This is a genomic window from Paenibacillus sepulcri (assembly GCF_042647105.1).
In the GTDB taxonomy this organism is placed as follows: Bacteria; Bacillota; Bacilli; order Paenibacillales; family Paenibacillaceae; genus Paenibacillus_Z; species Paenibacillus_Z sepulcri.
In genome coordinates this window covers 12,596-30,808 of the sequence record NZ_JBHRUP010000002.1, presented here as the reverse complement: position 1 = coordinate 30,808, position 18,213 = coordinate 12,596, and the positions used below count along the sequence as shown (strand labels likewise).

General features: G+C 54.4%; 12 protein-coding genes. All 12 read right to left on the bottom strand.

Going from position 1 to position 18,213, the window contains the following annotated elements; genetic code table 11:
- Nucleotide 1: 1 nt before the first annotated feature.
- Nucleotides 2–2,935, bottom strand: coding sequence for an ABC transporter permease (locus tag ACFOLF_RS35325; protein WP_210045959.1), 2,934 nt, complete (start codon nucleotides 2,933–2,935; stop codon nucleotides 2–4).
- Nucleotides 2,936–2,939: 4 nt separating this feature from the next.
- On the bottom strand, nucleotides 2,940–3,971 hold the full coding sequence (locus ACFOLF_RS35320; protein ID WP_379113233.1) for an efflux RND transporter periplasmic adaptor subunit: 1,032 nt from the start codon (nucleotides 3,969–3,971) through the stop codon (nucleotides 2,940–2,942).
- On the bottom strand, nucleotides 3,961–4,662 hold the full coding sequence (locus ACFOLF_RS35315; protein WP_210045960.1) for an ABC transporter ATP-binding protein: 702 nt from the start codon (nucleotides 4,660–4,662) through the stop codon (nucleotides 3,961–3,963). The genes ACFOLF_RS35320 and ACFOLF_RS35315 overlap by 11 nt, the downstream gene beginning before the upstream one ends.
- Before the next feature lie 140 nt (nucleotides 4,663–4,802).
- The gene (locus tag ACFOLF_RS35310; protein WP_210045961.1) at nucleotides 4,803–5,777 is read right to left on the bottom strand and encodes a carbohydrate ABC transporter permease; all 975 of its coding nucleotides are present in this window, start codon (nucleotides 5,775–5,777) and stop codon (nucleotides 4,803–4,805) included.
- Nucleotides 5,778–5,816: 39 nt separating this feature from the next.
- Nucleotides 5,817–6,683: a carbohydrate ABC transporter permease gene (locus tag ACFOLF_RS35305; protein WP_210045962.1), complete on the bottom strand. Its 867-nt coding sequence runs from the start codon at nucleotides 6,681–6,683 to the stop codon at nucleotides 5,817–5,819.
- Complete coding sequence (locus ACFOLF_RS35300) at nucleotides 6,680–8,959, bottom strand: DUF5696 domain-containing protein (RefSeq protein WP_379113235.1); 2,280 nt, start codon at nucleotides 8,957–8,959, stop codon at nucleotides 6,680–6,682. Before ACFOLF_RS35300 ends, ACFOLF_RS35305 begins: the two co-directional genes overlap by 4 nt.
- Entirely contained in the window at nucleotides 8,956–11,082 is a 2,127-nt protein-coding gene (locus ACFOLF_RS35295) for a YIP1 family protein (protein WP_210045963.1), read from the bottom strand. The genes ACFOLF_RS35300 and ACFOLF_RS35295 overlap by 4 nt, the downstream gene beginning before the upstream one ends.
- Before the next feature lie 25 nt (nucleotides 11,083–11,107).
- Complete coding sequence (locus tag ACFOLF_RS35290) at nucleotides 11,108–12,007, bottom strand: carbohydrate ABC transporter permease (RefSeq protein ID WP_379113237.1); 900 nt, start codon at nucleotides 12,005–12,007, stop codon at nucleotides 11,108–11,110.
- The gene (locus ACFOLF_RS35285; protein WP_379113273.1) at nucleotides 12,004–12,924 is read right to left on the bottom strand and encodes a carbohydrate ABC transporter permease; all 921 of its coding nucleotides are present in this window, start codon (nucleotides 12,922–12,924) and stop codon (nucleotides 12,004–12,006) included. The genes ACFOLF_RS35290 and ACFOLF_RS35285 overlap by 4 nt, the downstream gene beginning before the upstream one ends.
- 31 nt (nucleotides 12,925–12,955) lie before the next feature.
- Nucleotides 12,956–15,994, bottom strand: coding sequence for an extracellular solute-binding protein (locus ACFOLF_RS35280; RefSeq protein WP_379113239.1), 3,039 nt, complete (start codon nucleotides 15,992–15,994; stop codon nucleotides 12,956–12,958).
- A 25-nt stretch (nucleotides 15,995–16,019) separates the two neighbouring features.
- Nucleotides 16,020–17,141, bottom strand: a complete 1,122-nt coding sequence (locus tag ACFOLF_RS35275) for an ABC transporter ATP-binding protein (RefSeq protein WP_210045965.1) — start codon at nucleotides 17,139–17,141, stop codon at nucleotides 16,020–16,022.
- 179 nt (nucleotides 17,142–17,320) lie between these two features.
- Nucleotides 17,321–18,199, bottom strand: coding sequence for a helix-turn-helix domain-containing protein (locus ACFOLF_RS35270; RefSeq protein WP_210045966.1), 879 nt, complete (start codon nucleotides 18,197–18,199; stop codon nucleotides 17,321–17,323).
- Nucleotides 18,200–18,213: the final 14 nt, after the last annotated feature.

Below are 18,213 nucleotides of genomic sequence, written 5' to 3'. Positions count from 1 at the left end.
TTCAATCCTCCCCCAGTTTGACTGCCTGGTGAATCCGGATGCGGGACACGGTATACCCAAGGATGAAAATACCGATGATCACCATTCCTGTAACAATGGCATACAGCCGCAGCTGATCGCGCGCATCGAAGGTCACTTCAAACGGCAGCACCTGCGTCTTGGGATCGAAGGACATTTCGAACAGCCGCACAAACAAGCGGCTCGTCACATTGCCGCTCAGCATCCCCATTCCGATAGCCGCACCCGAAATCAGCAGCTGTTCGACGATCAGCATGCCGATCAGCTGGAAATATGAGATTCCCATCGCCCGCAAAATGCCGAATTGCAGCGTCCGCGAGAGAAGCGAAAGCACCCAATAGAGCAGAAATCCGAGAAACGTAATGACGATCGAAATCATAAAATCAAGCGTCATCACGCCGTTGATGGCAAGCTGGAAAGGGTCATTAAGCTCCTGGATCCGCTCCTGATTGGCATCCCGCAGGGAGAGGATATCATAGCCTTTATCCACAACGTCGTTGTACACGGTTTCGCTTGAAGTCCCCGGCTTCAGCCTCAGCCATACCTCATAGGGCTCAAGCCCAAGACTGTTCTGGATATAGGACAGATTCCCAATGACGAGATTCGGCCTGCCGGATTGGTTGGAATCGCCGTCCTCTGCAGCCGTCTGCGTCTGGGCGCCCGCGCCGGGATTCCAGGACGGCCAGTAATCGACGATGCCGTATACGATGAAATCAACGGCTTCCACGCCATACCAGCCAAGTTGAATGAGATCTCCCGGCTGCACGCCGTGCTGCTCCGCCATGGAGCGGGAAATAAGCACGGCAGACGGATCAGAGGCAATCAGATTCAGATATGAGCTGAAGGAATAGTCGAGCAGACCGTCTCTCATCCACCCGGTTTGACCGAATTCATAGGTGTCGATCCCCATCATTTCGACCTTATCCTGTTCCCTACGCTGCGGATTGGCGTCGCCTCGTCCCTTCTCCTGCGTATAATAAGAGACTTCCTTCTTGATAAACACCTTCGCCGCATGCTCCACGCCCGGTATTTGGGTGAAGGGGAGAAAAGAAGGCTCGCTGTACTGCGTCTTTTGCGGCGCCGCAGCCGATGCGGCGCTTTCGGGCGATCCCCCCTCTTCCCCCTCCTCGTTATCCGTCATCCCGGATAACAGAATGGGAGGCGCGTCGTTCTCCCAACGGATCTGCAGAGCCATATCGGCCCCGGTCCCGTAATTGATTTTATCCGCCACATTTTTGTTGATGGTGCGGTTTGCGCTCGCGCTGAAAATGCCGGTCGCGATTGTAATGATCAGAAATACCATAATAAACTTGAAGGAAGCGGACGTGCGGCCGATCTGGATCAGCGTGTAATACAGCGACGCCGGCCACCACCGCCGGCCGATCAGATAAATCAGCTTGATCAGCCATGGATAAAGCCGCAGCAGCGCAAGGCCCAGCCCCAGCACGAAAAACGCCGGAATGAGAAACAGCAGCGGATCGACGCTCAAATCGGAGGTGTTGATCCCGGAGGCAAGCAGACGGCTCAGCCGCGTTTCGTAGCTCTGCAGACCATATAGCGAAATGCCGATCAGTATGATATCAATGAAGTATTTGTGCCAGAACGACGGCTTGTTGGCCTGCGACTGCTGCTGTTTATGCGCCACGATCGAGAAGCGGGTCGCGAGCAGCACCGGGAGCAGTGTCATCAGCAGGGAGGCGATTACGGCGAGCGAGGCGTATCCGAACGCCTCCCGGTTGACCGAGGCGTCCAGCCTGGCGCGCTGCACGAATTCCAGAAACCCGCTGGATGCGCCCAATACCCGGGTGATCAGGACGCCCAGATACGGTCCAATGAGAAAGGCAATCACCCCGAGCACCAGCCCTTCGGCCGTGTAGCTTAATATGATTTGCGTGCGGCTGGCTCCCCGGCTGCGCAGTACGGCGATCTCCGTCTTCTGCCGGTCCGTTATCAGGTTCGCCACCATGTACAGATAGAAGCCGAGCATCAGAAAAACGGGCACATTCAGCGACCAAAGCAGTATCCTCAGCTTCGCCTGCTTCTCCTTGTACTGATTCAAGGTCGTCAACGCGGGAACATTCTTGGAATAGCTCTCATAATTCCCCGCCATATGGGCGCTTATCGACCGGTTGCCGGCAATGAAATCGTTCATGGACCGCAGCGTCATCTTCGTGTAGTCGAGAGCGAAATACCAGTAGCTCGCCTTGATCGCCAGCTTGCCCCCGGCCGTAAATTCCCGGTCGAACAGATCAAGACCGATCAGAAAGCTGCTCTTGTAGCTGCTCGATGTGTTGTACCAGAACAAATCCCCGGCATCCTTCGGTTCGATGACGCCGACCGGCTTCACGCGGATGCTCTGCTTGACCTTGTCATCCCTGATCGTAAAGACATTGCCGAGAACAAGGTTCATCTCGGACAGCGCATCCGGTACGACAAGCGCCTCATATACGCCATCGACGGGCTCATCCTTCGGCATCCGTCCGTCCACAAGCCGGCTGTGGCTCCCGGCATCGCTTATCGCGGTGAAATTTGCCCAGCGCAGCTTGTTGACATCCATTTTCGCGGTATCGGAGGGCAGGAAGCTGTACACCTCGGTCGACCGTTCGCGGACAAATTGCTGCACCGGTATGCCAAAGCTTGCACCAGCCTTGTCTTTCATATAATCGTCGGTAGCCCGATAGCCGGAGCCCTGCTGTGCATCCGGGCCGCTCGCGGTCAGCCAGTAAGTGCCTGGATACTGCCCGCTGTCCGTCTGCAGATTCCGCAGCTGCTGGCTCAGCATCCGCTGCAGAATGGCGCTCGTATAGATCGGCATGCTGCTGGTCAAGGCGACGGATAAGACAAGGCCGAGCAGCAGGCTGAGCTCCAGCCATTTATTGCTGACCATTTTGCGCAGGATCATGATCAATAACGCCATTGCTTCAGCCCCCCAGAATCACCTTCTGCCCTTTCGTCAGGCCTTTTCTGATTTCCACCTGCGTATCGGTAACAATACCCTTCTCCACATCGATCTCTTTGCGGCTTTCCCCTTCCAGCACCTGCACATAATCGCGCTCCATGTAGGTACGGAGGCCCGATCTTGGAATAATCAATACCGCATCCCTGTTTTCCGTGACGATGGTGATGTCCGCCTGGTCGCCGATGTTCACGTCCGATGGCAGCCCGGCCACATCGATGAGAACCGATTTGGCATTGCGGGCTTCGATCGCTTCATTATCGTTTTTTGGCGCCGTCGCCGGGATTTGCACCACTTTTCCCTGATAGGTTTTGTCCTTGATCTTGACGCTGACGTTCATATTGATCTGTACCCCCGCCAAATTGCCGCGGTCAGACGCCTCATACACGAGCTTCATCTTGCCCGGATCGGAAATCGTCACCAATTTCTTGTAGGCGGTAACCTGTTCCCCAAGCTCCATCGGTTCGATATACGTGACAAGACCGCTGACGGTAGATACGAGTCTTGTATTCTGAAGCTGCTTGCGAAGCAGATCCATCTGGATTTGGGCGCTCTTCAGATCAAGCGTAATGGTCCGGACCGACGGATCCTTCGCCCCGTTTGCTGCGGTCGCCTGCTCCAGTTCAATCTTGATTTTCTCAATGGCGATTTCCTGCAGCTGCACCTTCGCTTCCAGTTCGTCTGTTTCCGTGGACAGCAGAATATCGCCCGCCTTTACCGTTTTGCCCGAACTGACATTTATTTGCGATAATCTGCCGCCGGACTCCCTGAAGAACAGATAGTCCATTTTGTCCGAAACGAAGGTCGCCACTCCCGTAATTTGTTTGACGATATCGCCTTGCGCCACATCCGCCGTTTCGAGATTCTGCTTGACGGGCTTGGCAAGCGGCGGCTTGAGCACCTGTTCTTCGGCCGGAATCAGCGAACAGCCCGACAGGCACAAGCTGACGACGAACACGCCGAGTACGGCTCGAAGCCGGTTTCCTCTAATCGACAATGCGACCATCCTCCAATGCATAGACATGATCGACGATTTCCATAATGGCAGCGTCATGCGTCGTCATTATAATCGTCATTCCCTCGTGCTTGACCAGATCCGTAAAAACCCTCATGACCTGAAGACCCATTCGGCTGTCGAGCTCCGCCGTCGGTTCATCCGACAGAATAAGCGAAGGCTTATGGGCGATGGCCCTTGCAATGGCGACCCGCTGCTGCTCGCCTCCCGACATTTCGAACGGCCGGTGCCTCATCCGGTCCTTGAGCCCCACCAGTTCAAGCGCCTCGACCGCATAACTCCGGTGGCTGGCGGCGGGAATGCCCGCAATGCGCAGGGCGAACTCCACATTCTCATAAGCGGACATCATCGGCACAAGAGCGAACGATTGGAAAATCAGCCCGATTTTGCTGCGTCGCAGCTTGTTGCGTTTGTGCTCGGACAGCCCGCCGATTTCCGCATCCCCGTAATACACCGCTCCTTCCGTCGGCCGGTCAAGCGCTCCCAATATATTCAGGAGCGTCGTCTTGCCCGAGCCCGACCTTCCTTTGATCGCCACAAGACTCTGCGGCCGGATCGCAAGGCTTGCTCCCTGCAGAACGGTCACCGCACCGGTTCCGTGTCCGAACACCTTGGTGATTCCCTCCGCTCTTACCAGCGGGCCTTCATGACGCGGCCCCGCAGCTGTTTTCATTTATCCTCCCCCTGACTGGTAAATTTCGTGCCCGCTTGGAATTCCACTTCCTTCCACTGCCCTTCTAATTTATCGCGAAAGCGCTTCCTGCTTGTAGGCGGATTATTTCACCTTTATAGGCGATATTTCTCAACAATCGCTTATTCCACAAGCCCCGTTCTCTCAACCCCTTCAATGAACCAGCGCTGCGCGAACATATACAGCACGATCGGCGGCAGGATCATAAGGAACGTCGTCGCCATACTGATCGGTTCAGTGAAGATCGAAGGCCCGCTGAGCTCAGCCTGATCCCGGAGCATGGTGGCGATGCGCGATATCCCGAGGGACAGGGGCGGGGTTTCCACATTGGACAGATACATGCTGGGCAGGTAGAAATCATTCCATGTCCAGACGAAGGAGAACAGGAATACGACGAGAATGGCCGGCTTGGCCAAGGGCAGCATGACCCTGAGGAAGACCTTGTATACGTTTGCCCCGTCGATTCTCGCCGCTTCCTCCAGCTCCTTGGGCTGGGTGGAGAAGAACTGCCGGTAGATGATGACAAACAGCGCTCCCTTAAGCCCCAGCCCGAAAATCGCGGGAACGATAATCGGAATGATCGTATCCAGGACCCCCGTCACTCTGGCAAAAACCAGATTGGGCAGGACCGTCAGCTGGAGGGGAACGATGAACGTCAGCAGCAGAAAGAAGAACAAGACCGATTTGAAAGGCACTTTAAGCCTGGCGAAGGCATAACCCGCGACCGCGCAGGAGCATGTCTGCAGCAGCGCCACGGAGCAGGATAGCAGCATGCTCAAGCCCAGCGCCTGCGGATATTTCAGCCACGTCCACGCCTCCTGCAAATTGCCAAGGTAGATGGCATTGGGTATCCAGTTCACCGAGGGATCCAGCAGATCCGACCCGTTCTTGACCATCGTTGTCACCATGTGCAGGACGGGCTTCAAGTAGATATAGGCAGCGTCGATCAGAATGAGATAAATAAACGCTTTGTAAATCAGACCTTTATCCGCTTCTCTGCCGAAAATCAAATAACGGATCCTGGTCAGCCGGTTCAGGAAGGAGGATGCGTCCGGGCGTTTTGTTCGCAGAGCGATTTTGGCCAATATTTTCTCCATCTTGTCTCACCTCTTCAATTCGTTTTTTTGCAGGCATGTTTATACGGACCGCCGCTGCGACCTGGTTGCTCTGCTGAAGAACAGGAAAATAATAGCCAGAAAGAAGCTGATAATAATGAAGTAAATCCAGATCAGCGCACTGTACTGCCCGTATTCGCTGTCGCGGACCTGCATGATGATCGGGTTGGTGGGAAAAGTGAACAGATCGACGACCGTATAGATCATATTCAGGAAAATAAACGGCGTCATGGCCGGAAGCGTAATTTTCCAGAATGTCGCCCAGGGGCCGGCCCCGTCGATGCGTGCCGCTTCGTAGGCCGAATTGGAGATGGTCTGCCGGCCGCCCAGAAAAATCAGAATCTGGACCCCGGAATACCACAAAATCAGCACGAACGAGCTGAGTATCCACAAGAGCGGAGTCGACCAGGTGGAAGACAGGTTCCCGCTGATCAGACCCGAAACATTGTATTTGGACATAAAGCCGAGACCGCCCTCGCCCTGCGTCAGGAGCTCGCTGACGACCTGCCCCGTCGACAGAATGACAGGAAGAAAGAAAATGGCCCGGAACAGCGAGCGTCCGGCGAATTTCTGGTTCAGCATAATCGCGATCAGCAGCGCGAAAATAACGATGATGGGCACCATGAACAAGGTTTTCTGCAGGAAAGGGATCAAATCGTTATACAGGAGACTGCCGTCCTCCAGCAGTATCGTTTTGTAATTTTTCAGGCCCACGCTGGAACTTGTGATCCCTGTTGCCACCACCATCACCTTGCGGAAGCTCATATACAGGGAGAAGCCGAGGGGGAAGGCCATAAACAACAGGAACCCGATAAACCAGGGAGCTATAAAAATCGTGCCGTCCACATATTCCATCAAAGTCGCCTTAAGCTTGATTCTCCGGTTCATCGGCCTGCCGCGCCTCCTTCCATGACAATGAAGTTTTGCGCCGGGACGTCCACATTTCCGCTGCGGAACGGCTCCGTATTATAATTGACGATAATCCGCTTGCCGTTCTCGTAGGTCGTTTCCTTCACGTTCGGCGCAAGCGATCTGTGGCCTACGATGAAGAGGTTCTGCACATCTCCCAGCGCTTCGTTGAACCGCTTGTATTCCTCCGCCGCGACCGATGCCCAGTCGGAAAACTTCGTGCTGTAGAAACGGATGCCGTACGCATTCAGAAAATCGCTTGTTTCCGCATGGGTGAACACATAAGAGGGAACGGAGCCGTATTCGATTTCGCGCAGAAAGCCGTTGATATTCTCGTCGCGGTTATTCGAATAATCGAATGAATAGGTAATCAGGCCATGCGTCGCAATTTGCGCGAAAGGAACCGCCTCATCGGAGAACAGATCATAGGAATAATCCGAGACCATGTTCTGAATATGATGCACGTAAGGCAATGCGTAGAAATTCGAGCTGACTCCCTCAACACCGCCCAAATTGTCCTGAATGGACTTCAAAATATCGGTCTGCACGTCCCTCGCTTCGTCCCGGGATGAGCCATACTGGGTGTTGTAGTCGCTGTACAGCTCACTTCCGATCCTGTTGACGACAAGGCCGTCCACACCCAGCTTCCTGTAATCCGCCAGATCATCGTTCATGGATTTCATGGCGAATTTGTCGCTGACGGCAGATATGCTGTCGGTGTTGTAGAGCATGCGGACATCGATATTCTGGCCGGCAAGATTCGCCACGCCGGCGAATTTCTTCTCGAAGCCTCCCGCACCTGTATTGTTCAAGCCGTATTCGGTGTCCAGGTATACCGGAGCCCCAAGACTGTGGGCGTAGTCGACAAACTTCTTCATCCCGTCGCCGCCGCCGATGGCCGGATCGACCGGCAGCGTCCGTCCAAATTCGCTGTAGCCGCCCTGCTGCCATCCCGAATACGTGACGGACATATTTCCGATCCCCTTGTCATGCAGAGACTTAAGCATCTGCTCCGCTTCAAGCGTGGTGGTTCCTTTAATATAGCGGTTGGTCAAGGTTCCCTTCTCCTGGTCCCCGCCGATAACGGTAACATGGAGCGGTACGCCTGACTTCCCGGCCTCGGTCTTCGCAAGTCCCTTCTCTTCCATTAAATACTGGCGGTATCTTGCGGCCATGCCGACATAATCCGTGCTGCCCTTGCCGAGGATGTAATACCGGACTACGCGGTCGCTTCCAAACAGCTCGTCCTTGTTGAAATCGACAAAGCCCGTATCCTCGGCATTGTTCCTCCTGGTATATTGCAGGAAGCTGGACCGGTAATTCATCTGAGGGGCGATCCAGTTATAGCCGCTGAACACCCCGGCCGGCGACGCCACGATATTGGCATATTCTTCGCCCTCGTGAAGGACGGCGACGAACCCCTTGTCATCCGATTTCATTCCGAAGACAGGCATGGCGACCGGATTCCGGTTGTTGTCCAATCCGTTATAGACCATATCCGCCCCATACACGCTCTCGTCATAGACCTTATTGACGTTCAACGTATTGTCTTTGAATTTGATTAGCGCCCCCGTTCCGTCGGGAATGAGCATATAGCCTTCCCGGCCGTCCGTATGGACTGCGCCGAAGAAGGGGAACAGCCGGATCCAGATGAGACCCAGGTGGTCTTCTTTAATGCCCTCCCTTACAATCTTCGTCTGGACGTAATCGCCCTCAATCGTGACCTGCACCGGAATCGCAAAACCCGCCTCAGGCAGCACATACGTGAGCTGGAATCCTCCGGGAATCAATTCGAGATTATCAATCCGGTCGATTCCCGGCGAGAAGCTCATATCCTTCGGATTTACGATCGGCTCCGAGAAGTCCGCGTATTGAAGCATGAAAGGTGAAGACAAATGCTGCTTCCACGTGCTCGACACCTTCTCCTCCGACCAATATTCCGGATCGGGATACGAGTAGTACTCTTCATTGCTTCGCTTGTCCTCCACAATAAAATGTCCGGTAGCCCGGTTCATCTTAAGACGTAAAACATCCGTCTCCGCCGCCAGCTCGAACCCGTCCTGCTCCGGCAATACGGGCGGCTTGGCCTGAGCGGTTCCCGCCGCCGTATCCGTCGGCACCGCCACGGTTGGCGCAGCCAGCCCCCATTCAATCTTGACGCGGGCCGAAGCGTACAGGATGAAGGCCGCAATAAGGACGGCAATGAGGATGGCGAACAAGCTCCGCTTGCCCGACAGCGCTTTAAGCCCCATCATCTTAGCGACACCTCCTGATAAATTTCATAAAGGAATGATATAAAGTCACTTGTCAAGCCAAGCGTAATGAAGAGCAGAATGCCGATTACAATCATCGTAACGAGCGTCAGGAAAATATTGATCAGCGTTTCCCCCACGCTGTAATTGTGGATCCACTGCGTATTCCAGAACATGAGCAGACCGATCCAGATGACCAGACCCTGGGAGATGAAATGATAAATGGACGATTCGGATAAGGTCATCGCATTCGACAGGAAAGCGAGCGGAATGCCGATCAGAATGTAGGGGACGAGCGCATAAGCGCTGCCGATAAAAATATCTCTGAACCGGCCTTCGCCCCGGTAGATCGAGCTGACCAGATAATTGGCGATGACCCAGGTGATCCATACGATGAAGAATTGGGTGAACACCGTATAGACATTGACGAAAGCTGTGAGCTGAAAAGAGAAGCTGGTCACGTATTCGCGGATCAGCAGCGCCGAATAGGTGCCGGCAATGAGAATGGCGGCGCTCCAATAGGTGCCCTTGCCCTCATAGCGGATGGCGGTAAAGCCGTCGACCGGATGGCGCAGGATATAGAAGGCATGCTTGAAATGCGTAATGAGCGGGTTGCGCGAGCGTTCCCGGCTGCGCCACTTCGCCCGCAGCCTTCTCGTTACCGGCCATTTCTCCAGCCCAACCATCAGCAGGAAGCCTATCAGGATGATGCTGGCAATCCACGAGAAGTTTTTCTGGAACCACTGCAGGCGCGTTTGCCAGAACGACTCGGAATATCCTTCCTGGTTGCCGACTGCCTTGAATAATTTTCCCGCTTCAATATACTGCTCCTTCTTGAAGGCTGCCTGCGCCAGGCCTTCGATCGCCGGAGGAAATTCGGCATTCATCCGCAGCACTTCCCTCCACAGCTGCTCGCTCTCCGTATAGAAGCCGGACAAGGTCAGCTTGTTCGCTTGAATGACCTTGCCGCCAAATTCCGACATCCGGAATTTCTGAATAATATTTTCCTGGTCATCCAGCACATACAGCTCGTTCCTGGAGTTGAAGTCGAGCGCTGCCGGACTCTTCATGAGCCCGATCTGGGAGGTTCCCGCCGATGACGGCCCGCCCCAGAAATAAAGCAGGTTCCCGTTGCTGTCGTAGTGGCTGATATACTTGAATTGCTGATCGACCACGGCAATATTTCCGTCGCTGTCCACAGCCACGTCAATCAGCTGAGGCGTCTTCAGAGCGGTCGGCGCCAAATCCCGCGTATCGGCCGCACGGAATTCTCCGAACGAGCCCTGGGAGCTGCGAAGCATATTATCCCCGCGCGAATTCAGCTTCTTCAATTGATTGCCCGAAATTGCGCCTCCGGTGACGGTATAGATGAATCCGCTGCCGTCGGTGGCCAGACTGTTGATCGTTTCCGGCCTTTTCTGCACTTCTCTCGCATACATTTCCTCGGTATACAGCCATCGCTTCAAGGCATCCAGGGCGGACAGCACGGTCTGGTTCGTTCCGAAATATCCCTGCAGACTGCCGTCTGGATCCAGCACCAGCAGCCCTTCGTAGCTGCCCTGCGAAGCGACGTACAGAAAGCCGCGTTCATCGACGATCAGCTTCACGGGAGTGAATACGAAGGTGTCGGAGATAAAGGGCGAAGAAGGCTTGGCGATCTCCTGGACCATCTTCCCGTTATTGTCCAGCTTGACGATTCTGCGGTTGCCCGTATCGGCAATGAATATGTCGCCAGCCTCGGTCACAAACACCCCTTCGGGCTTGTTCAGCGGGCTCTCCGGAACCGTGATGTAGCGGATAAGCTTTCCGTCCCTGTCCAGATGAACGATCCGGTTGTTGCCCGTGTCGGCAATAAAGATTTGATCGTCTGAATCGATATAGATGTCCTTGGGATGCTGCATGGACGATACCGTTCTGACGGACGGGTCCTGCGGATCGGCAAGGTACAGATCTTCTCCGATCACATCGATCGGGATGTAGGCCGGCTGCAGCCAGACCAGGCTTCCTGCACTGTTCTTCGTAAACGTGGCGTATTTCACATTGGCGTAAGCCGTTGCCGGCAATAATGCGGCGCTCAGCATGATCAGTATAAGGGCCGACCACAGCCTGCCGCGTTTGTTATTCATGCTTTAGACCTCCGTATACTTCTTGTCACTTGATGCCCGAATGAGCCATGGTGGCAATAACCTTGCTCTGGAAGAGCAGGAAAATAATCAAATTCGGCAGGAACATGATCAGCGCCGCCGCTGTCGCCGCTCCCTGTCTGGCCACATTGTTGGCCATGTTGGAGGTCAGCGTCGAAATAAAGAAAGGAAAGGTCTTCATCGTCTCGTCCTGCATGAAGAGGCTTGATGTCTCCGTATTTCCCCAGGCGTCCTGGAAAGCGATAATGCTGATTGTCGCGACTGCCGGCATGCAGATCGGAATGACGATTTTCAGGAAGATGGTAAACTCCCTTGCCCCATCCATCTTGGCCGAATCGAGCAGCTCGTTCGGGAGCTGGTCGATGAACTGCTTCATGAGGAAGACGCCGACAGGCACCGCCACCATCGGCAGCAAATGGCCGAAATAAGTGTTCATGATACCCAGTTTGCTGACAACCAGATAGCGCGGAATGGCCACGGTTTCCGGTGCGAACAAGAGGGTGAGCAGAATGGCGCCGAAGACAATCTTATGTCCCGGAAATTTATGCTTGGAAATCGGATAAGCGCACATGGCGCTGACACCTGTCACAAGAATAACCGTGAGCACGGCTACAAATACGCTGTTGAAGATGTATCGCGACATCGGGATAGCCGAATTTTTCGTAATCGCCCACAGCTCGATGAAGTTTTGAAACGAAGGGTTGCGCACCCACAGCGTTGGCGGATAGATGAACAGCTCCTGATAGGGCTTTAGGGCATTATTGAAAATATAGACAAGCGGCATCAGCATGAAAATGCTGAGAAGGACAAGAAGGAACGCCGAAATTTTCTCCGTCGGACTCAGGCGAAAATGCTTCGGGCGTCTCTTCCACAGCCGCAAATTCCAGGCCGCAGCTTGTTTCATCATTCATCCTCCTTGGTGCCGAACAATCTCCAGCAAAATTTGTTGGCCAGATACATCATAAACAGAAGAAAGACGGATAACGCCGTGGCGTACCCAAGCTCCATGCGGATGAACCCGTAATCGTTAATGTGGTTGACGATCAAATGCCCCGAATACTCCGGCGTCGGATTCATGCCGGACAGCTGTGTGCCGATTCCGCCGGCCTTGAATGTGCCGACAATGGCCATGACCGCGCCGAACAGCATTTGCGGCTTCATGGAAGGAATCGTAATGTACCATATTTCCTCCAGACGGCTTTTAATTCCATCCAGCTTCCCTGCCTCGTACAGCTCGGCATTCACATTCAGGATCCCGGCCAGCATAGCGAGAAATCCGATCCCCATGCTGGACCACAGCGTCACGCCGATCATCGAGGTCATCAGATATTCCTTGCTCGTCACCCACAGCTGCGGCTCGCCGATCAGCCCGAGCTTGAGCAGGAAGCTGTTCAGGTATCCGATGCGGTCCCCGGTCAGCATCGGCTGCCAGACGATCGCCATGGCGACGCCCCCCGTCAGGGACGGGGAGTACATCGCCAGCGCGAACCATTTGCGGGATCTGCCCGGCAGGATCGAGATCAGCCAGGCAAGCATAAAGGCGGCTATATAGCCCCCCGGTCCGACGATCACAGAGAACTTGAACGTATTGGGCAGCGCAAATTTGATAAAGAGCAAATCCTGCGAAATCATATAGCGGAAATTGTCCCACCCGACAAACCGGGGAGGCTCCAGGGAGTTGAAATACGTAAAGCTGAGCCCGAAGGCCGCCGCGACCGGAATCATGATAAATACGGTGAAGCAGATCATGAACGGCGCAATGAACAAATAGGAGACGCGGTAGGACCATACGGTGGCGAAGAACGTCTTGTTCTTCCGCATCATCTCCTGAACGGCAGTCTGAGAGAGACCCGCCTTACTTGCTTCCGCCTTTAACATACGGCTCCACTCCTTTCCACGGCTCTGTTACGGCCGGCAGGTTCAAGGAATGGACGGCCTTGCCGCTGCCGTCGATGAACTTGAACTCCGCAAGCTTCCGCGTCATTTCCCGCTCGATCTCCTTGATCGCCGTCTCCAGCGAGCTGCGGGAGTTGATCCCGTCCAGCACCGTCCGGTTCCATGCGTTCTGAAGCTCGCGGGCCAAATAATAGGAACCGGGCACATTCGGCACCTCCTTGAACCATCTCCACTGCTCCAGAATGCTGTCGACATCCTCCGGCTTCCAGGGCAGCGACATAAAGGCTTCGATATTGGAAGTATTCCACCGGAAGGTCACGCCGTTGAGCGTTTCGATATCGTTCCCGAACCGCTCCTGAACGGCAGCAGAGGTCCACCATTTCAGGAATTCCCAGCCTTCCTCGGCCTTTTTCGAGTTTTTGAAAATAACGCCGCTCTGCACGCCCCCGCTCATCCAGCGGGTGATCGTGCCATCCTCCTGCTTGACGCCGGGAACCGGCGCTATTCCCCAGAGACCATTCAATTCCGGTGCTGCCACCATCAATTGAATATAGGTGGTAATATCGGAAATCCCCATAGGCACCGTTCCGCTGCGGAAGCCCTGGAAGAAGCTGGCCAGCGACTGGTCTGCGGCATGGACGTTGTACAAATCCGTCCATTCCTTGAAGCCCTGGAATCCCTTCTGCGACGATAAAGCCGTCTTCAATCCGTCCGGCGTGAAGAATTCGGCGCCGTTCTGGTAGAAGAACGGGGTATAAGGCACCGGAGGCATATTCATGTTGTTTTGCTGCAGCGTAGGCAGCATCTTGTAAACTTCCTCCCAAGTGCCGGGAACCTTCAGTCCCAGCCGGTCCAGAATATCCTTGCGGTAATAGAGCATTTCGAAGGTTTGCGTTTCCGGGACGCCGTAATAACCTCCGTTGTAATAGAACGGTATCCACGTACCGGGAGCAAAGCGCTCATAAAGCTGATTGAAGTCCGGAAATTGGGCAAGATTGTACAATCCGCCCCGCAGGGCGTATTCGAACGGCAGATCCTGCGACAATCCGAGCGCCACGTCGGGCGCGATTCCGGCGGCGTTCATCAGGACAAGCAGATCGGAATCGGGAAGCAGGTTAACCTTCACCTTGATTCCGGTCTCCGCCGTAAACATTTCATCGGTCAGCTGCTGTATCAGATTGACGTAGTCCCTTCCCCGCTGCACCCAGACGTTCAGCACTCCGTCGTCCACGCTGCTCAGCTCCGATTTGGGTTTGAACGTATACAGAAAATCGGAAATGGAACCTTTGAGCTCCTGGAAGAAGGTCGAGGTCATTCTCGGGATCTTCTTGCCTGACGGCACAACATAGATCCGGTCGAGCTGGAGCGGCTGAGCATTGAGCTGCTGCAGATAATCGGCCAGCTTGCCCTCCATATTCACCAGCTTATCCGCTTCATAAGGAACACGATTGATATTGGCAAGAAGCTCCTTCAAATCCTTCACGACCGTGACGATCCCCTGCGTTACCGCATCGGAACGGCCGTTCACAGCCACAAGGCTCTGCTGGACTCCGGCAAGACGGTCGTACAGCTCCCCGAATTGGCCGACAAACCCTGGCAGGTCGCGTTCAACATTCCAGGTCCGGTTCGCGTCCACAGTGCCGCCGGTCAGCGCCTGGATATCCAATCCCCGTTCCTTCATATCGGATATGATATTCTCCAGCTCGACCAGAAGCGGCTTGAGCGGAGCCTGTGTCACACGCATCGTCAGCGTATTCGTACCTTTGTTCAGCGCAAATTCAAACGGCGCTCCCTCCTCGTCCTCAAGCGTAATACCCTGCCAGCCGGTCGCATAAGGGAACCGGTAAGCCGCAAGCTCCGAGAACGGCACCTGTCCGTTAACGGAGATAGTCCTGAACGTGGAGCGGTTCGACGAATAGGACTGCTGGGCGCGCATGGCGATTTTGTACATGCCGCTTTCCGGAACATCGAAGGTCCACGTAATCTCCTGATTGCCTGTCGACCAGCGCTCTCCGTTGATGACGTTATAGACCATCTTGCCTCTCTCGTAAGGAGTGGACGAAATATTGTTGTCGTAGGCGAGCGGAATGGAGGAGTCGTTCTTCCAGGACGCCTGTTCCGCTTCTATGACAATGGAATCACCGGAGGGCGATGCCGCATTCTCCGGCTGTTTGCTTCTGACCGTCTTGTAATCGTCAATTTTGAGCGGCGCATGCAGCTCAATCTTCTCGATTGCCACCGGATCGCTGCCCGAGAGCCGCATAATATGCTTCCCCGCGGTCAAATGCCACAGCAGCGGGCTTTCGTAGGAGCCTCCCGAATCTCTTAACGGCTCCGTCTTCCACCCGCTGACATCGATCGACGGCGGTCGGATTTCATCGCCGTAGTCATCCTTTTTCGCTGGCATCTGGTCCTGCCATTGCCGGTAGAGCTGCACGGACCTTGACTCCAGATACGGGCTGACATGATCGAAGGTCAGACCAAGCGTAATCGGCTTGCGGTATTTTTCGCCGATGAACGGATGGTAGGATACATCGATCGCATACAGCCCATCCTGCGCAATGTCTACCTCATATTCAATCCATTCGTCGGACACGGCGCTCCAGATGAGAACATCGTCCTTGTTCTCGAAGGAGCCTGCTGCAACCTTCGCCTGCTCCGATTGTCCCGAATAATCGGTACCCGGTATGGCAATCGTTCCGCTCTGCCCGGCAACGATTCCCTTCTGCTTCCACTGCTCCAGCAGTTCGATATAATATGGCTCCGGGGCATCCGCCGCCGCAAGCGCTGAGCCGGCATCCCCTGAAGCAGGGTTAGCTCCGGCATCGGACCGGGCAATGTCCGGTTCCGGAGACTCCGCATCCGGATCGCCGGAAGCGGCGGTGTTCTCGCCGGACAGATCCGGCGATCCGGCGTAACCGTCAATGGCTGAGCCGAATAACAGAAGCAGGAACAGCATGATCACGATCCCTGCCCGAAAACGCAACAACGTTTTCAACTTGCATCCCTCCACATGCTAATCGTTACTGCATTAAATTTTCACCTGTATCGGTATCGAAATAAAGCGCTTTCCGCAGATCCAGAGTAAGCGTTACTTTCTCGTTATCATCATAGGACTGATCGAGATCAGCGCGTGCGATGAACAGATTGGATGCCCCGATATCCGCATACAAAAAGAGATCAGCTCCCATAAACTCGCTGATTTTATGGCTGCCTGGAATTTGCGAGCGCGGGTGCGCATCGCGGTAGGCCGGGTCCAGATGCACATGCTCGCTGCGGATGCCGATCGTGACGACCCGGTTGACTTTTCGCTTCTCGATCAGCCTGTTCGACTGGCTTGCCGGGATGGCGAGCGCATACTGCTTCGTATGAAATTCCAGCAGGCCTTCCGGACTCTCAAGCAGCTTCCCTTCGATGAAATTGATCGGAGGGCTGCCCATGAATCCGGCCACGAACATATTTGCCGGATTTAAGTAAATCTTTTGCGGCGTATCGACCTGCTGAACGATGCCGTCCTTCATCACGACGATGCGGCTGCCCATCGTCATCGCTTCGACCTGATCATGCGTCACATATACCGTCGTGACGCCGAGCTGCTTATGCAGCTTGATCAGCTCGGTCCGCATCTGCACCCTCAGCTTCGCATCGAGATTGGAGAGCGGCTCATCCATCAGAAAAACCTGCGGGCTGCGCACAATCGCCCGGCCAAGCGCGACGCGCTGGCGCTGGCCGCCGGACAGCTCCTTCGGCTTGCGCCCGAGAAAATTTTCGATTTCAAGCGTACGCGCCGCTTTCTTGACCGCCAGATCGATCTCATGCTTGGGCAGCTTGCGCATGCGCAGACTGAACGCGATATTCTCATAGACATTCATATTCGGATACAGCGCATAGTTCTGGAACACCATCGCAATATCGCGATCCTTCGACGGCAAATGATTGACCAGCCTGTCCCCGATAAAGATTTCGCCCGAGGATATGTCCTCAAGTCCCGCGATCATCCTTAATGTCGTCGATTTCCCGCATCCGGACGGACCGACCATAACGAGAAATTCCCCGTCCTCGATCTCCAGATTAAAATCCTTCACGGCATATAATTTGTCCTTGCCGTAGCGTTTCTCCACATGGTTCAGCACAATGCAGCCCACTGCTCGCACACCTCCGTTTTTTCTTGCTTCGTACCCATCCGCCCTATATGGGAATGCAGCCCGGTAATGAGAACGGTTTCAAAACTTCCATTATGTGTTCTCATTATATATGGGCCGCCTGCGCGAATTATAGGCGATGCTTGCCCATTCTATAGGTGAATCGCGCTTTGCAGGGGATGTTAATCGATTTTCGGTTCCTGGTAGTTCTGCCGGTACTGCCTCGGCGTAACCCCGGTTTTTTTACGGAACAACGCATGGAAAAACTTCATATCCAGATACCCGACCAGATTGGCCGTTTCGTGAATGGAGATATCGGTGGATTCCAGCAGATCGCAGCATTTCTGAATCCGGATATTCTGCAAATACTGGATGAACGTCAGCTCCGTCGACTTTTTGAACAGCCGCTGAAAATGGCTCACGCTCATATAGAAATGGTCCGCAACATGCTGGGCCGTAATATTCTTGGAGTAATTATTCTTGATATAATGCAGGACATCCTCAAGCTTGTTGTTCGGAGAAGGCGTGAAATCCCGCTCCATCTCCAGACGCTGCAGCAGCATCAGCATCTGGATGAGCGAGGTGGTCAATATGATTTCACAGCCCTGGTTCCGTTTCAAATACTCCCAGTGCATATTATGGAACATGGCCTGCAGCGTGTTGTGCTTGTCGTGGAACTGCAGCCATCTTCCCTTGCGCTCATGGGGGTAATAGATCATGCGGAGCATCTCTGAATCCTCGGCGAAATAATGCCTCCAGTTCTCAATCGCTCTATTGCGGAAAATACAGTTATACACGACGAGCACTTTGTCGCGCTCCGGAGAGGATGGGCGGAATACATGGGAGGTGCCGATCGGGATCAGAAACAAATCCCCCTGCTTGACGGGCAGCACTTGATCCTCAATATAATGGAAGCCGCATCCTTCTCCGACGATGCAGATCTCGACAAAATCATGCGTGTGCTGGCAGAGGGAGAACGACTCCTGTTGACGGTTCACGAATATATCGATGTCGAGGTCAAAGAACCGTTCGCCCCTGAGCTCCTTCACTCTTCCATTCACCTTGCTCGCCCCTT